The 15,627-nt window shown below is 46.6% G+C and carries 17 protein-coding genes and 1 riboswitch; of the genes, 10 read left to right on the plus strand and 7 right to left on the minus strand.

Translation table 11 applies throughout. The annotated features are described in order from the left end of the window. The first annotated feature begins 4 nt into the window (after positions 1 to 4). Positions 5 to 1,423, plus strand: a complete 1,419-nt coding sequence (locus tag U9M73_RS01735) for a DHA2 family efflux MFS transporter permease subunit (RefSeq protein WP_323076073.1) — start codon at positions 5 to 7, stop codon at positions 1,421 to 1,423. 40 nt (positions 1,424 to 1,463) lie between these two features. On the opposite strand, the gene gndA is transcribed toward U9M73_RS01735, so the two are convergent. From gndA to zwf, 3 genes are all read right to left on the minus strand, one after another. Beyond that, entirely contained in the window at positions 1,464 to 2,876 is a 1,413-nt protein-coding gene (gndA, locus tag U9M73_RS01740) for an NADP-dependent phosphogluconate dehydrogenase (RefSeq protein ID WP_260069824.1), read from the minus strand. Between the two features lie 48 nt (positions 2,877 to 2,924). Further along, positions 2,925 to 3,590, minus strand: coding sequence for a fructose-6-phosphate aldolase (gene fsa, locus U9M73_RS01745; RefSeq protein ID WP_323076074.1), 666 nt, complete (start codon positions 3,588 to 3,590; stop codon positions 2,925 to 2,927). A gap of 67 nt (positions 3,591 to 3,657) precedes the next feature. After that, complete coding sequence (gene zwf / locus U9M73_RS01750; RefSeq protein WP_323076075.1) at positions 3,658 to 5,190, minus strand: glucose-6-phosphate dehydrogenase; 1,533 nt, start codon at positions 5,188 to 5,190, stop codon at positions 3,658 to 3,660. Between the two features lie 189 nt (positions 5,191 to 5,379). Here zwf and U9M73_RS01755 point away from each other — a divergent pair, with 189 nt between their 5' ends. Then, positions 5,380 to 6,270: a LysR family transcriptional regulator gene (locus tag U9M73_RS01755; protein WP_009226097.1), complete on the plus strand. Its 891-nt coding sequence runs from the start codon at positions 5,380 to 5,382 to the stop codon at positions 6,268 to 6,270. A 51-nt stretch (positions 6,271 to 6,321) separates the two neighbouring features. Here the strand turns inward: U9M73_RS01755 and U9M73_RS01760 are convergent, their stop codons facing one another. After that, entirely contained in the window at positions 6,322 to 6,771 is a 450-nt protein-coding gene (locus U9M73_RS01760; protein ID WP_009226098.1) for a MarR family winged helix-turn-helix transcriptional regulator, read from the minus strand. A gap of 150 nt (positions 6,772 to 6,921) precedes the next feature. On the opposite strand from U9M73_RS01760, the gene U9M73_RS01765 reads away from it, so the two are divergent. Further along, a complete protein-coding gene (locus U9M73_RS01765; protein WP_009226099.1) occupies positions 6,922 to 7,425 on the plus strand; it encodes a CarD family transcriptional regulator in 504 nt (167 codons plus the stop codon). Between the two features lie 81 nt (positions 7,426 to 7,506). On the opposite strand, the gene U9M73_RS01770 is transcribed toward U9M73_RS01765, so the two are convergent. After that, complete coding sequence (locus U9M73_RS01770; protein ID WP_009226100.1) at positions 7,507 to 8,076, minus strand: DUF4256 domain-containing protein; 570 nt, start codon at positions 8,074 to 8,076, stop codon at positions 7,507 to 7,509. 34 nt (positions 8,077 to 8,110) lie between these two features. Then, on the minus strand, positions 8,111 to 9,280 hold the full coding sequence (locus U9M73_RS01775; RefSeq protein WP_323076076.1) for a DUF4317 domain-containing protein: 1,170 nt from the start codon (positions 9,278 to 9,280) through the stop codon (positions 8,111 to 8,113). 250 nt (positions 9,281 to 9,530) lie between these two features. Here U9M73_RS01775 and U9M73_RS01780 point away from each other — a divergent pair, with 250 nt between their 5' ends. The 4 genes from U9M73_RS01780 to U9M73_RS01795 all read left to right on the plus strand — a co-directional run bounded on the left by U9M73_RS01780 (position 9,531) and on the right by U9M73_RS01795 (position 11,124). Then, positions 9,531 to 9,860 (plus strand): helix-turn-helix domain-containing protein, encoded by a 330-nt coding sequence (locus tag U9M73_RS01780; RefSeq protein WP_323076077.1) that lies wholly within the window; start codon positions 9,531 to 9,533, stop codon positions 9,858 to 9,860. Next, a complete protein-coding gene (locus tag U9M73_RS01785) occupies positions 9,857 to 10,165 on the plus strand; it encodes an IS3 family transposase (RefSeq protein WP_157273487.1) in 309 nt (102 codons plus the stop codon). Before U9M73_RS01780 ends, U9M73_RS01785 begins: the two co-directional genes overlap by 4 nt. Before the next feature lie 22 nt (positions 10,166 to 10,187). Beyond that, positions 10,188 to 10,562: an IS3 family transposase gene (locus tag U9M73_RS22125; protein WP_407673867.1), complete on the plus strand. Its 375-nt coding sequence runs from the start codon at positions 10,188 to 10,190 to the stop codon at positions 10,560 to 10,562. A 289-nt stretch (positions 10,563 to 10,851) separates the two neighbouring features. After that, positions 10,852 to 11,124, plus strand: a complete 273-nt coding sequence (locus U9M73_RS01795) for a hypothetical protein (RefSeq protein WP_009226103.1) — start codon at positions 10,852 to 10,854, stop codon at positions 11,122 to 11,124. A gap of 220 nt (positions 11,125 to 11,344) precedes the next feature. On the opposite strand, the gene U9M73_RS01800 is transcribed toward U9M73_RS01795, so the two are convergent. Next, positions 11,345 to 11,587 (minus strand): helix-turn-helix domain-containing protein, encoded by a 243-nt coding sequence (locus U9M73_RS01800; protein WP_323076078.1) that lies wholly within the window; start codon positions 11,585 to 11,587, stop codon positions 11,345 to 11,347. 216 nt (positions 11,588 to 11,803) lie between these two features. Then, a riboswitch (cyclic di-GMP riboswitch) is annotated at positions 11,804 to 11,889 on the plus strand. A gap of 69 nt (positions 11,890 to 11,958) precedes the next feature. On the opposite strand from U9M73_RS01800, the gene U9M73_RS01805 reads away from it, so the two are divergent. From U9M73_RS01805 to U9M73_RS01815, 3 genes are all read left to right on the plus strand, one after another. Next, on the plus strand, positions 11,959 to 12,114 hold the full coding sequence (locus U9M73_RS01805) for a response regulator transcription factor (RefSeq protein WP_323076080.1): 156 nt from the start codon (positions 11,959 to 11,961) through the stop codon (positions 12,112 to 12,114). A gap of 179 nt (positions 12,115 to 12,293) precedes the next feature. Further along, on the plus strand, positions 12,294 to 14,159 hold the full coding sequence (locus tag U9M73_RS01810) for a flagellar assembly protein A (protein WP_323076081.1): 1,866 nt from the start codon (positions 12,294 to 12,296) through the stop codon (positions 14,157 to 14,159). A gap of 9 nt (positions 14,160 to 14,168) precedes the next feature. Then, positions 14,169 to 15,176 (plus strand): HD-GYP domain-containing protein, encoded by a 1,008-nt coding sequence (locus U9M73_RS01815; protein ID WP_323076082.1) that lies wholly within the window; start codon positions 14,169 to 14,171, stop codon positions 15,174 to 15,176. Positions 15,177 to 15,627 lie beyond the last annotated feature (451 nt).

Consider the following 15,627-nt stretch of genomic DNA (forward strand, 5'->3'; position numbering starts at 1 on the left):
TCCCATGCAGAACGTAAAAGAGAAAGGAAGAGAGTTACCTAGAGAAATCCTCATGGCTGCCTGGGCAATTGCCCTTGGAGCCATTGCTCCTATGCTTGATTCAACGATGGTGAATATCGCGATCGATATCCTCACCAAAGATTTTCAGACGACGCTGGATATTATTCAATGGTCCATCACCGGTTATGTGCTTGCCCTTGCGATGGCGGTACCGGTCTCCGGCTGGCTGATGAACCAATTTAACGGGAAGAAGATTTTTGTCGGCGCCGTTGTTGCTTTTGGCATTATCTCCGTCTTTGTCGGCTTCAGTTGGAATGTCTTCAGCTTTATATTTTTTCGCTTGGTGCAAGGATTTAGCGCCGGGATCATTACCACGCTGATGTTCACGCTTCTAGTCAAAACCGCAGGGCCGGATTATCTGGGGCGAGTGATGGCGATCGTCAGCACACCGATGATTTTTGGCCCCATCCTGGGACCGGTCATCGGAGGCTTCATCGTTCAATGGGCGTCCTGGCAATGGATTTTTTTCATTAATGTGTTGATTGTTCTGATCTCCGCACCGCTGATGATGAGAAAAATCCCCAACTTCGAGCCGTTCAACCGAGACAGCAAACTAGATGTCATTGGGATCGCCTGCTTGTCCTTCATGAGCGCTGCTTTGATCTATGGCATTACAAAGGCGGCGGACCATGCCTCGTTTAACAATCCCGAGACTTTGTTATGGGTGGGCATCGGCCTTGCTTTAGCCGTTATCTATTTCGCGTACAACCGTTTCACGAACAATCAAACCGTACTCCCTTTGAACCTGTTTGTGCATCGGAGTTTTCTGGCTTCCAGTGTTGGACTGTTTCTGGCGAATATGGCCATTATGGGACCGATGCTCATCTTGCCGTTGTTCTTTCAAAATTTCCGGCATTTCACGGCCATTGAAGCTGCGCTTGCGTTAATTCCCCAAGGCCTAGGGATGCTCGTTACCCGTCCGTTGATCGGCAAAATGATCGATCGGATCGGCGCGAAATACGTGGTGATAGTGAGCCTGATTCTATCGCTGATCGGGTCCGTTCCGCTGATCTTTATCACTGATCAAACGAGCATGGTATGGATTTCCCTTGTCTTGTTTATTCGGGGAACCAGCATCGGGGGCATTAATCTCCCGTTAACGAGTGACGCCTATACGGGACTAAACGATCATCAGCTTTCGGAAGCCGGCGTTGGGATCAATATCATCGAGAACCTGGGTGCCAGCTTTGGCTCAGCGGTGATCGCCACTGTTGTTGCAACAGTCGTCCAAGGCCTGCAACCCACGGTGGCAAATAGCTTAAAGGGCTATCACGCCGGATTCCTGGTTTCCACCCTCGTCCTCATTCTGATTTTTATCCCCGGGCTGTTCCTCACCCATAAGAAGAGGGCGATGAGCGCATAAAACAAGCCGCGAGGTTCTCCTCGCGGCTTCAGTTCATTCTTTATTTATCAAGCCATTGGAAATGGAAGGTGCCTTCTTGGTCAACGCGTTCGAACGTATGGGCGCCGAAGTAGTCGCGTTGGGCTTGCAGCAGGTTAGCAGGCAACCGCTCGGAACGGTAGCTGTCGTAGTAAGCCAGAGCGGAGGAGAAGGCCGGTACCGGAATGCCGCGGGTTACAGCAGTGGCAACCACTTGTCTCCAAGCGTCTTGGTAGTTCTCGACGACATTCTTGAAGTAATCGTCGAGCAGCAGGTTTTTCAGATTCGGGTCGCGATCGTACGCATCTTTAATATTTTGCAGGAAGCGAGCCCGAATGATGCAACCGCCGCGGAAGATCATGGCGATGGCGCCATAATTCAGATCCCAGCCATATTCCTCGGAAGCGAGACGCATTTGCGCGAAGCCTTGGGCGTACGATGCGATCTTGCTGGCGTACAGCGCCTTGCGGACCGCTTCAATGAATGCTTCCTTATCGCCGTCATACGGCTGGGTGGCCGGACCGTTCAACCGTTTGCTGGCGGCCACGCGTTCGCTCTTCATTGCGGAGATGAAGCGGGCAAACACCGACTCGGTGATGATCGACAGCGGTACGCCAAGATCGAGGGCGCTTTGGCTCGTCCATTTGCCAGTACCTTTCTGGCCGGCGGAGTCCAGGATCACGTCCACCATCGGTTTGCCGGTAGCTGGATCCTTCTTGCCAAAGATGTCTGCCGTGATTTCGATCAGGTAGCTGTCCAGCTCACCGCTATTCCATTCCGTAAAAATCTTGTGCAGTTCATCAACGCTCAGCCCCAGCACATCCTTCAACAAATGGTACGCTTCGCCGATTAGCTGCATATCCCCGTACTCGATCCCGTTGTGAACCATTTTCACGTAGTGGCCGGCACCGTCCGGGCCGATGTAGGTGGAGCAAGGATCGCCGTTCACTTTGGCCGAAATCGCCGTCAAGATTGGCTCAACCAATTCGTAGGCGTCCCGTTGGCCGCCAGGCATGATCGCCGGGCCTTTCAGCGCGCCTTCCTCGCCGCCGGATACGCCGGCGCCGATAAAGCGGATGCCTTGGGCTTCCAGCAGCTTGTTGCGGCGCTGGGTGTCCGGGAAGTGGGCGTTCCCGCCGTCGATCAAGATGTCCCCTTTCTCAAGGTAAGGGACCAGTTGGTTGATCGTGTCGTCGGTTGGCTTGCCGGCTTTCACCATAATTAGAATTTTACGCGGCGTTTCCAGCGATTGCACAAATTCCTCGATGCTGTAGGTGCCAACGAAATTTTTGCCCGGCGCTTCCTCCAGCAGTTCTTTGGTTTTCTCAGGCGAACGATTATACAATGCAACGGAGAAGCCTTTGCTTTCGATGTTAAGCGCGAGGTTCTTGCCCATGACGGCGAGACCAATCACGCCGATTTGTTGTTTTTTCATATATACCTACCTCCAAACCTATCCTCTCTAATCTATGAGGTAAAGCTCTTATTTTACGGATTTCTTCCAATCGGCCGCGAACTTCTCCAGCCCTTGATCCGTCAGCGGATGTTTGGCCAGTTGTTCGATGACCGCGAACGGAATAGTAGCGATATGCGCTCCAGCTAAAGCTACGCGGGTAACGTGATCCGGATGGCGGACAGAAGCGGCGATGATTTGCGTATCCAGGGTATGCACACGGAACAGCTCCGCAACTTTCGATACTAGCTGCACGCCGTCTTCGGAAATGTCGTCCAAGCGGCCGAGGAACGGCGATACATAAGTAGCGCCTGCACGAGCGGCCAGCAAAGCCTGGTTGACCGTAAAGATCAAGGTGACGTTGGTCTTGACACCTTTTTGCGCCAAATATTTGGTTGCTTCGAGACCTGCCAGCGTCATTGGCAGTTTAATCGTGATTCGTGGATCATGGTTGTTGATTTTGATCAGCTCTTCCGCTTGGGCAATCATCTCTTCGGCTGTGACTGCATCCGGCGTGACTTCCGCCGAAACGGACTCCACGTCGGGGACGGCCTTCAAGATTTCCTCAATGCGGTCCTCGAACTTGACGCCTTCTTTGGCGACGAGGGAAGGATTGGTTGTCACCCCGGATAAGACGCCGATTTTATGGGCTTTTTTAATGTCTTCCAGATTGGCCGTGTCAACAAAAAATTTCATCGTAATCCCTCCAAATTTATAAATTTTAGATTTGAACGATCAGGGACAAAAAGTTCCGTATTCCCCCTTATTTGATGGACAAGGACTCTTGAGACGATGGGTTACCGGTGCTCTCTGCGGAGGTTGCCGCTTCGCTATCGCGGTCGAACCACCACTCGAACCCGTCTTTGGCCAGCAGCTCGTAGGCCGCTTGCGGACCGAAGCTGCCTGCCGGATATGGATATAACGGCACCTCATTCGCAGCGTAAGCATCCAGGATTGGCTGCACCCATTTCCAGGACAACTCGACCTCATCCCAATGCGCAAAGAAGGAGGAGTCGCCGCGAAGTGCGTCATAAATCAGGTTCTCATAGGCTTCAGGCACTTCACTGCCGCTCTTATGGGAGCCGATCAGCACCTTCGTGAGATCCTGTTGCTGAGCTTCGCCTTCCGTATTCAGACGCAGGTAAATGCTCTCGTTCGGGCTGATTTCGAACACGAGCAAATTCGGTTTACCGCCGTTGTTGGCTGTGGAGACTTGCTTCACCGGCTCGCGGAACTCAATGACGATCCGTGTGGCTTTCTCCTTCATGCGTTTGCCGGTACGGATGTAAATCGGAATTCCGCGCCAGAAATCGTCATCGATTTGCAGTTTGGCTGCGATGAAGGTATCGTTTTGGGAATCCTGCGGGATCCCGGCTTCGTCTTTATAACCGACAACCGGTTTCCCTTGAATGGTCCCGCTTGTATATTGACCGCGGACCACTTGGGTTGGGACGTCTTGACGCAGCAGCGGCTCCAGTGATTGCATCACATGCTTCTTCTTCGAGCGCACTTGCTCCGAATCGTCGCCTTTCGGCAGATGGGCGGCAAGCATCATCAGCAGCTGCAGCATATGATTCTGGAACATATCGCGCAAGGCACCGGAATGGTCGTAATACCCGGCTCTTTCCTCAACGCCAACGGTTTCGCTGGCCGTAATTTGCACGTTTGCGATGTAACGGTTATTCCAGGAAGCCTGGAGCACCGGATTCGTTTGCTGCAGCAGATGAAGCTTCTGTACCATCGGTTTGCCGAGGTAGTGGTCGATGCGGAAAATTTCCTCTTCGGTAAAAGCTTTGCTAAGCTGTGCATTGAAATCGCGGGCGGATTGGAGATCGCGGCCAAACGGTTTTTCAATGACAAGCCGTTTCCAGCCTTTCGTGTCGCCTAGTCCGCTGTCTTGAATATGGTTTGCAATTGTCTCGAACAGCTCTGGACCAACCGACAGATAAAATAACCGATTGGGTTCCGCCCCTAGGGCCTGTTCGCGTTCTTCAACGAGCTTCAGCAGGCTTTGATAGTCTTCCTTGCGGTCGACGTCCAAGACATGATAGCGGAAGAAGCTGAGAAATTTGTTCACAGCCTCTGCATCGCTGGCTTCCCGTCGTGAAAAGCTGTGCAGAGATCGTTCGATGTTTGCCTTAAAGGTTTCATCGGACCATTCTCTGCGGCCCAAGCCGATTACGCTAAAAACTTCCGGCAGCTTTCCATCCAAAAACAAATTAAACAAGGCAGGGTAAATTTTGCGTTTCGCTAGATCCCCAGTTGCCCCAAACAATACAAACGTATTGGCATCCATCTAGGTTCTCTCCTCTCAGCATAGCTTTTCTCTTATCCATTAATGGAATACAGGTTCTCTGTTTGTGGGATCCGGGATGTTGCCCATTCCCAACCTCTAAGCTATGGATTATTTGGAATGACTCCAATATAATACGAATATCACCATAGGTGAAATTAATATATTTGACAGGAGCTATAGACCAGGTTTATGACAAACAATTATGAACTATATAAAGTGTTTTATTGGGCAGCGAAAACCGGCAGCTTAACCCAAGCAGCCAATGCGTTGTTCCTGACGCAGCCCAGCGTCAGCCATGCCATCAAGCAGCTGGAGGAAAGCTTTGGCCTTTCGTTGTTTTACCGTAACTCCAAAGGAGTGTCGCTGACGCAGGAGGGCGCGATCTTGTACTCGTATATCGAGCAATCGCAGATCTTGATCTCCCTGGCGGAGAAAAAGATGGCCGAGCTCAAAAACCTCGAGACCGGTGTTCTGCGGATCGGCGGCAGTGACTCGTTGTTTAAGCATTACTTGCTTCCGTATTTGGAGGATTTTCATCGACGGTATCCGGACGTCGGGATTCAGCTGCTTCACGGGACAACTCCGGAGATCATGGGTTTCTTGAAGGAGGGGAAGATCGACCTGGGCGTAGCCCGGATGCCGATCGTCGATCCGCATATCGAGGTGCGGGAGGGCATTCAGCTGCAGGACTGCTTTGTGGCCGGCTGTGCCTATGCCAATCTCAAGGACAAAGTGATTTCGCTGGAAACGCTGCTGGAGCACCCGCTGATCTTGTTCTCGCGCAACAGCCGCGCCCGCATGGCGATCACCGAGCTGTTCTATGAATATGGCTACGAGCTGAAGCCTGAAATTGAGGTTGGCAGCGTCGACCTGCTGATCGAATTGGCGCGCAAAGGACTGGGAATTTCTTATGTGGCCCGGGAGTTCGTGTCGAAGGAACTGGAGGACGGCTCGCTGTTTGAAATCAAACTGGACGTAGAGCTGCCACCGTCCCAGGTGGGCATTATGAATATGCGGAACGTGCCGCTTACGACTGCAGCCCAGAAGTTTATGGAGGAATTCCGGTTATTTCGAAAATAACTATAATAACAAGAAGGGAGGGAATTGCTAGTAAGGAATCCCTTCCTTTCTTCATGTTGTGAATAGCTCGTTTAAGTTCCCCCAATCAGCTTTTAGCAGCTTCTTTAACAATTCGACCTGCTCGGTTCCAAGAGCATCCGCAATAATCTGCTCCAGCGCTGCCTTGATGGTGGCGTTCTTCTCATAACAGCTTTCGCCCAACGGCGTTAATTTCAAGCTTTTTTCCTTCTTGTTATGCTGGGCTGGTATGACCTCAACCAACCCTTTGGCTTCCAAGCTCTTAATGAATTTGTGGGTCGCCTGCCGCGAAATATCCACCTGTCTTGTTACCTGCGAAATCGTTGGATTTTGCTGATAAATCCTTGCCATGATAAACCATTCTGAGTTGGAGATATATATCTCGTTCCGTTCGTTCCACACCTGCTCACAGAGGGAGCGAAGCTGGACATGACGTTCGCTAATCAGATCGATCAGGTTCAAAGATTCAAATTTGGGATGCATGGAATCCCTCCATTTCCGTTCCTGTTGCTAGTTCTCCTACACTATACAAAGACGGCCGGAAGTTGTCAATTTAGTTGACAAATTAACGGAAAAGGAGTATATTAACAATAGTCAACTTAGTTGACAAAATAGAGGGGCGGGATCACGGCCATGTTTGATAAGGGGGATTTGATCAGTTATTCGGTGCATGGCGTTTGCCGCATCGACGAGGTTTGCGTAAAATCGCTGGCCGGTGTTTCCAAGACTTATTATGAACTGCATCCGCTGAGCAATGAGACCTTAAAAATCAGCATTCCGGTCGATAGGGCGCCCTTGCAATTGCAGAAATTGATGGGGCCGGAGGAAGCGATGGCGTTAATCGACTCTTTTATGGCACCGGGCATTCCATGGATCGATAACAATCATGAACGGCATCACAATTACAGTGCGATTGTCAAGACAGGCGACCGGGAGGGAATCGCGAAGGTTGCCAATACGTTGATGCGCAGGAAACAATGGTCTGAGCAAAATCATAAGAAACTCGGCAATCAAGACAACCAGCTGTTATTGGGCATACAGAACACTTCATTTAACGAAATGGCCATCGTGTTAAAGACCACATACGATGACGTTTTGCAGGCTGTCCAGGAGAAGGTTGCCGTGAATCAGTCATAAACGGGTTCTTTATACGAGTTATACGAGGAAAGAGAGGTGCAGCTGCACCTCTCTTTTTGGGCTTATTGATAACATTGATTTCTAAACCTTTAGCATGCCGCGGAACCCTCTGGCGCCATAATAGGATTCCGCCCCGTTATGGTACACAAAGACTGTGTCGTAACGGCGGTCGCAGAAGAGGGCGCCGCCAAGCTTACGGATGGAAGCAGGGGTTTGCACCCAACTGGAGGTCTTCAAATCAAATTTCCCCAGCTTCTGCAGTTCCCGGTATTGCTCTTCCGTTAACAGCTCAATTCCCATAGCAGCCGCCATGTTCATCGCGCTGTCTTCCGGCTTATGCTGCTTTCTCGATTCCAGGGCTTCATGGTCGTAACAGACGCTTCTGCGGCCCTTGGGCGATTCCGCCGAACAATCTACGAATAAGATTTGATCGGTTTGCTCATCGTATCCAATAACGTCCGGCTCGCCGCCGGTCCGTTCCATTTCATGGAGCGACCACAGTTTATCGGGCTGCGCCTCCAGCTTCGCTTGGACCTGAGCCCATGCCAACTCGGGATGGCGATTCATGTTTGCCTCAAAACGCTTGCTTAAAACCTGGAGCAATTCTTCACTTTGTTCCGGTGCTAAAACCTTGAGTTCTTTGTTCATCATGAGCAACCTCCTCAAAACTTGTTGTTTTTCACCTCTACAGTTCTTCCGTGCTTAGCGTAAAACCTTCAATCACCGCGTCCTCATCAACCTCAATCAGAATGCAGCGTTTGCCGTGATAATTGACTTGCTTCAGGTACTTTAGATCTTGAGGGCTGACCGAGATCGTGGCTACCTTCGTTTCGATCTTGATCGATTTCGAAGTAAACTTCGGCACGACGCTGCTTGCTTTGATCTCATAGTTTTTGTCGTCAACAACCGTTTGGTACGCCAGCTCCACCTTTTCCGTCGTAACGTTCTCCACGCCGCTGGCTGTCAGCACGCGCTCCACATCCCTATAATCCAGCTTCGGCGGTTCTTCCTCCTCGTGGGTTTCAATCACCTGCTGAATTTCTTCGTATACGCTCGCAATCGTGGAGGCGTCAAGCTGATCTCCGGCAATTTCCTTGACGATGTCCTCAAAGATCGCTCTCTCTTCCAGCGCGGTTACCGTCTTCTCGGCGTTTAGGACCTGATCGATAAAATGCTGATTTGGATCATTCGCTTTGCCCGCGCAATAGAGTACCCGATTCACATCAGAGAAGCCGTCCGTAATGCTGGGATAGAAGAAGCCTTGCTCCGGCGAGCGCAGCTTGATGATTGGATCAACGATCACGTTGTACTTGAACTCGCGTTCGACATAGTCGAACATAAGCGTTTTTCGCTGCGGTTCGGTTGAATTGATGCTGCACAAAATAAACGGATTCGCAAACATCTCATCAGTTTCGCTTTCCTCGGCTTCCTCATTGCGCTCCTTGGTGGGCTTGTAGTATTGCCCGCGGACGAAGGTGATTACCGTATCCCGTTCATACGTCGTATCCTCCAGCATTTTCTCTACCAGCAGAAGCATCAAATCATGCCATTCGTCGGCATCACCGGTCACGAGAGCTTGATGCAGCAGGTCTTGCGAAGGCTTGTCCGTTTCCGGGTGATCCTGGAACTTTAGCTCGAACAGCTTCTGATCCAATTCTCCGGACAGCAGTCTTTTGAAATTGCCCATATGCAATTCCTGCTTTTCTCTCTCCAACAGCTCAAACGGTGTACGCTCAAAATGATAGATTTCGTTCGTTTCCTTCATAATATAGACGTTCAGAATGTCGTAAATACTTAGTCTTTCATGATCCAGTTTGAATTGCTTGCGGATATAAGCGAGTTCCTTCTTGATCAAGATAATTCCCCTTTGCAAAAATTCAATATTTGCATTGTACTATAATGCTCGTCACCTGTCATGATACGTAAAAAATGAAAAAGACCCAAACCGTTAAGTTTGGATCTGAAGTGCACCCCTTAGAATAGACATTGGAAACCCCCCCTGGTTATTCCGATGAATTCTAGGGGGTGCATTTTTTATTGCAATCAAAGGACAACGATTTAAATCATACTCTGAGGAACTGAAGTTGGAGGCGATACGTCTTTATTTGGAGGCAAAATGGACGTATCGGCAGATTAATGAGCACTTAGGGATTCAAGATAAGGATCGGATGAAACGCTGGATGCGAAAATATCGCGAACAGGGGGAGTTTGGTCTACTCGACCAAAGGGGGAGACGAAAGGAATATGTGGATCAGGACCGCTATACGAAGCAGTTACAACGGGAGAATGAAATGCTAAAAAAGTGTTTGGAAATCTGGAAACAGGAGGTAAAGAACAAAGGTATGCATCCATTCGGAAAGCCTCACAAGGGTACAACATCAGCAGCTTGTGCAAGTTGTTTGGTGTCTCCAGAAGTGGATACTACGCTTATTTGAAACGTCAATTGAAGATGATTGATCGGGATCACGATGCAAAAGCCTTAATCCAAGCCGTATATAATCGCTATCGTGGTATCTACGGCTATCGACAAATTCAACTCTTCCTACTGCAAGACGAGGAGGTGTGGATGAATCATAAAAAGGTTCTTCGTTTAATGCAACAATTAGGGCTACGTTCACACATTCGACGTAAGCACCGTTTTAACTATGCTTCGAATGTAGGCAGCCGCGTCGCTGAGAATACGCTGCAACGTCAATTTAAGGCGGATGCCCCTAACCAGAAATGGGTAAGACTTATTTAATAATGAAATCGTAGCGTATCACATGAGTCTACGTAATGATAATCAGCTTGTACTTCAAACCTTTGAGAAGGCCTTGAATCAAACGAAAGACGTGACGGGATTGATCGTTCACAGCGATCAAGGATTCCAGTACACGCCTCACGCCTACCACGACATGCTGCTGAAGGTTGGCGCCCGAATCAGCATGTCTAGACGAGGCAATTGTCATGACAAAGCCTCTATGGAGAGCTTCTTCTCGCATCTCAAAACAGAAGGGCTCTATCCCTATCATATCCGAACTCTAGACGAGACACAAAGGCGAATTGAAGAATATATTGAGTTTTACAACAACAAACGACCACAAAGAAAACTAAACAAGCTGACGCCGAGTGAGTTTCGACGCCAGCTCGTAGCCTAGGGGCTTTTTCCAATGTCCACTAAACGGGGGCTTGACCAAAAAGCAAAGGCGGCTTAATTTTTTCTTCTCTTCAATCAATTCATTGCTGGAAATTCCGAGTATCTCGTATGCCTGTTGTACCATATCACGATCTTTATCGAATATTGGATTCGACAGGTCGTAGATTCCGCTTTTGGCTGTGACATGATGGAGGCTTTAAACCATAGGATGGAAGCTTGTCATACTCTCCTTCCCGATGTACCATCAAACTTCGATTAATTCAAAACATTTAGATGGAGGAGATGTATTCATGCAACAATTCGGTCCAGAATGGTTAAAACCGGCTTTTGATCATAGGTTTAATGAATTGGTGAGGCAAGCGGGTATGCAGCGGGAGATTGATCAATTACAAAACAGGCATCGAGAACTTGAGAATTTACTAAAAAGTGAGTTATCACAAGCCCAGTATGAGTTATATCTTGAGATGGAAGAGATCATCAATTATCGCAATACTCTCATAATACAGCAGTTATACTTTGCTGGACTAAAGGATGGGGTTCAGTTGTTGAGAGAGTTACTATAGTCTGCCATAAGGCAATTTGATAAAAGATCGTTTTGATATTGGATTTTCCTTATCAATACGATCTTTATTTTGGATTCTTCGATTGATGTTGGACTCTGACATTCAAGTTGAGTATAGGTTACGACAGCAATAGCCAGTCCTCTCTGTTATTCCAGAGAGGGGTTGGCGACAGCAAAATCCTTCCGACCATCTGTTAAAGATGTCGTTCCGCTGAGGATTGTTATTCCTTATCATCAACCTCGCCATATTCATTTTCAACAAGTTTGATCATCTCTGAAGGCGTAGTGTTAAGAGCCTTCGACAATGCAAATATCGTTGTAAGGGTCGGTTGATAAATACTTCTTTCCAACATTGAAATGTATGTCCGGTCAAGGTCACTCCTGAAGGCAAGTTCCTCTTGGGACATCTTTTTGGTAACTCTCAAGGACTTAAGAACTTTGGCGAATGATAATTCTAAAGTCATAAACACGCCCCCTTAAATTTTCTATTATTATTCAGTATGGGAGCAATTTCCACGTAGTATACTCTACAAATGGGGTTTATTTTGGGATAACTTTGTAGTAATATTGAACTACGAATAGTTCTAAAGACTCAAAATGACACTAACTGTTATAGGCATTGTCGCATTTAGTCTATTATGCGGATAATTGTTGAAAGATGACGTGAACTTCATATTTCTCATATCGAAAGGCAAACCTATTGAAAAATAGGGACGCAAAACTATGGACCTAAGGAAGTTGATTCTACGGTCGCCAAGTTGCCAAGAGTGAGGTGAATGTATCTAAAACATCACTCCTATGGATGTTTTTTTATTTTTACTCGGGAGGGACAAATATGGCAAGAATCCTGATCGCTGACGACAGCCCTTCTATTCGTTTCTTGATCTCAGCCTTAGTTACCGAAGCAAGCCATGAGGTTGTCTTACAAGCTAAAGACGGACTCGAGGCACTAAACGCATACTACGAAACGAATCCCGATTTATTAGACTGAAAAAGGATGTAAAAGTACTTTCAAAACCATTTGATGTCAATGAGTTTTTCGAATCTATTGCCACAACCTTAGCCAACCATAGTTGATAGGAAAATAGATTCAAGGACCTCTCACACATAAGACTCATACTAAATATCCGAAAATTCAGATATTATCTGGCTTGTAGTGAGGTGTTTCCAATGTCAGAACATATCAGTGAACAAGAAATCATTAATTTGTTGAAAAAACTTGACGAAGCTCCTAGTTCTCAGGTATGTGAAGAGGCTGGATCATTCTCATCTACTACTCAAGGAGTAGACGCAAATGCTGTGGTCACTGATGGGTTTATTAAGGTTGAACAAGGCAAGATTACGGTTGGAAACCCCACCAATGGTGGTAAGTTTCCGGCTATTAATGCGACTCCACCAGTCAAGTTAATGGTGGATGGAAAACAGATCGATAAAGAGACGAAGGTTACATCTGAAAGCGTGATCAAATGGGAGATTGAAGAAAAGCCTTTATTTGAGATAACTGTATCGGATGACAAAATAGAAGCATATCTAACTATTAATCGGACACAAAGATATGCGTGGATATTAGCAGATAAGACTCCTTCATTAAATGTGACTTTGACTGCTGAGGAAGATCTTACAATTATATTGGAAACTTTGAGTTTACAAGATATTATTACGGCTGTTGAAAATATGAAGATAAAAATGAATCTTGATGTTGTGGCGATTCAAACGGAGATCCTCCGACCTTCTTTTCGACCTGTAACCATTGCTAGGGGTAAAGCCCCAGTCCAAGGTCGGGATGCACAACTTGATCTATATTTCTCTGAAAATATCGAGAACATATTTACTGAGGTCAGGGGTTATATCGACTATAAAAATCATATGAAAATTCCTTCCGTCAAGAGCGGAGATGTTATCGCCAAAAAGACCCCTCCTGTCGAAGGCCAGGCGGGGTATGATGTTTTCGGAAACGTGTTGCTCCCAGAACCAGTCAAGGACATTCGTATTGCAGGAAAGGATAATGTGGAGATAACACCCGATTCCATCGTCATTGCTCTAAAGGAAGGGCGACCTAGAGTTACAGGAAATCGGATCAAATACTTTGATATCAACACGGCATTTATCGTACCAGGAAACGTTGATATGCAGACGGGAAATATTGTGTTTGCTGGTGATGTGATCGTGTATGGCGATGTCACGGACAACATGATCATTGAATCACTTGGAAACATTTATGTGGCTGGCAGTGTTTTCAATGCAACATTAACCGCGACTGGCAGTATCGCAGTCAAGGGAAACGTAATAGGAAGTAATCTTTATTCAGGGTATTTCGGAATGCTTTACAACCGACTCTATAACAGTTCTAAACAATTGATCGAAATACTTGAAAAAATGATGGAAAGTGCGAAGTTATTGCTTCATGAGTTGGCCAAGAAAAATATGCAGGTACGTTATGGACAAGTCTTAGTGCTGATTACGGAAAACAAATATCAGCAAGTCGGGGATGTTGTGAAAGAATTGTTAGGCGTAATTTCTAGTATTCAATCTTACAATAAAAATGATTTACAGCAGTTGAACTATTACTTGGAGTTATTTCTGCAACCAACAAAAATAATTGAGGTAATGACAGCACCGAAAATGGAAGATTTCTTGCGTATTCTGAAAGAAGCATATATGAGAGTCGCATTAAGTCAAGAAACGAATGTGCAAATTGTCATCAATCAGGGGCAAAAATCAATTCTCAAGTCGAATGGAGATATTCTCATTCGTAAAGAAGGAGTGATCCAATGCGATCTCTATTCAGCAGGGAACATCATCTTCTTATTGGACAATTCCGTATGTCGGGGTTCCAAACTTGAGGCGGGAGACACCATCTCAGCTATGTATGTTGGAGGGACTACTGGAGTATGGACAAGCCTTAAAGCTGCAAAGAAAGTTATTGTGAAGAAAATGTTTGAAGGCAAAATCATTGTGGACCGGTATAGTATGGATATCTTTGAACCAGTTGAAGAAATGACGTTTGACCGCAATACCATTAGACAAATGGCATAAGAAAACGGGGTGATTCTTATTGATAATACATGGTTTATTGGGAGAAGATTAAACAACAATATCTATTCCAAGCAAGGCAGTTTGCTTCTGCCAAAGAACAGTATTTTGAACACTCGCCATCTTGATCTTCTACGTCAACATGGAATCGAGATTGGGGCAGAAGATACCGAGTTGGTCACCGAAGTAATCGTTGATGAAGCGATATCTGAAGTTCAGTCGATTTATGAAAAGATACACCAAAATTCCAGTCAACTTTCAAATCAAGTTATCCGTCATATTGTTATGCCGAAAATTCAAGAAATTTGTTTCAATAATAACCTTTCAAACGTCATATTGGACTTAAGCAAGAAAGATCATTACACTTATCGACATTGTATCGGTGTTGCAATCCTCTCCTACTTAATTGGTAAATGGTTGGGGCTGAAAGAAGAGGAACTGAATGACCTCGCCGTAGCGGGGTTGCTTCATGACCTTGGAAAGACCAAGATCCCTGATTCGATCTTGAAAAAACCAGGCAAACTCAGTGTGGAAGAGTATTCTGAAATGAAACGCCATACTCACTTTGGGTATGAAATGGTTAGCAATCTTCCAGGCATGTCGGAACAACAAGCATTGGTTGCCCTTCAGCATCATGAACGGGAAGATGGCAGCGGCTATCCTTTCGGGGTCAGCGGTGATAAGATCACTTACTTCAGCAAAATTGTAGCCGTTGCCGATGTGTTCCATACGATGGTTTCAGAGCGGGTGTATAAGAAGCCAGTTCCCTTATACCAAGTGTTTCAAGAAATCTATCAACGTGCATTCGGATTATTCGATCCGATCATTGTTCAATGTTTTATTACCAACGTAATGAACAGAATGATCGGGGATTCAGTTCTCTTATCAGATGGTCAAGTGGCTCGCATAGTTATGCTGCATCCAGATGACTTGATCAATCCGCTGGTTGAGTTTCAAGGGCAATTTTATGATCTGCGGCATTCTAAAAATAAAATCTTGGGCTTTACCAGCAACCAGTAACGACGAGGTTGGGAAAATTCTGATATTTCGGGTGCATTAAAGGAACTCTTTAAACATGCGAATATTGCGCTGTATAAAGAGAAGCGGAAACGGGCAAAGGCATTGAACGGAAAAAGACTCGGCATTGAAAAACAGTAATTGAGATGAGAGGTACGTACAACCTATGTAATAGGGGCTGTAAAATAAACTGTGTAAACTCTCCAACCAATCTATTAAACTAGGAGAAAGGTTGGATGGAAAGGATGAACATAGTGGCCCCAAAGTTCAGCAGAGATCAAGTGAAGGCCTTCATTAAAGACAACGATTTTCCAGATTAGCAAGGTGACTTTAACAGGTGATTTGCCGGTGGCCCACTAACCATTGCACGTCCATAGCTTCGCGTGTGATACGAGATCAGAAGTGTCTCAACCAGCTTAATCATGGTTTGCGCAATAGTGGGTGAACAGTTTGT

The organism is Paenibacillus phoenicis, from assembly GCF_034718895.1.
GTDB classification, from domain to species: domain Bacteria; phylum Bacillota; class Bacilli; order Paenibacillales; family Paenibacillaceae; genus Fontibacillus; species Fontibacillus phoenicis.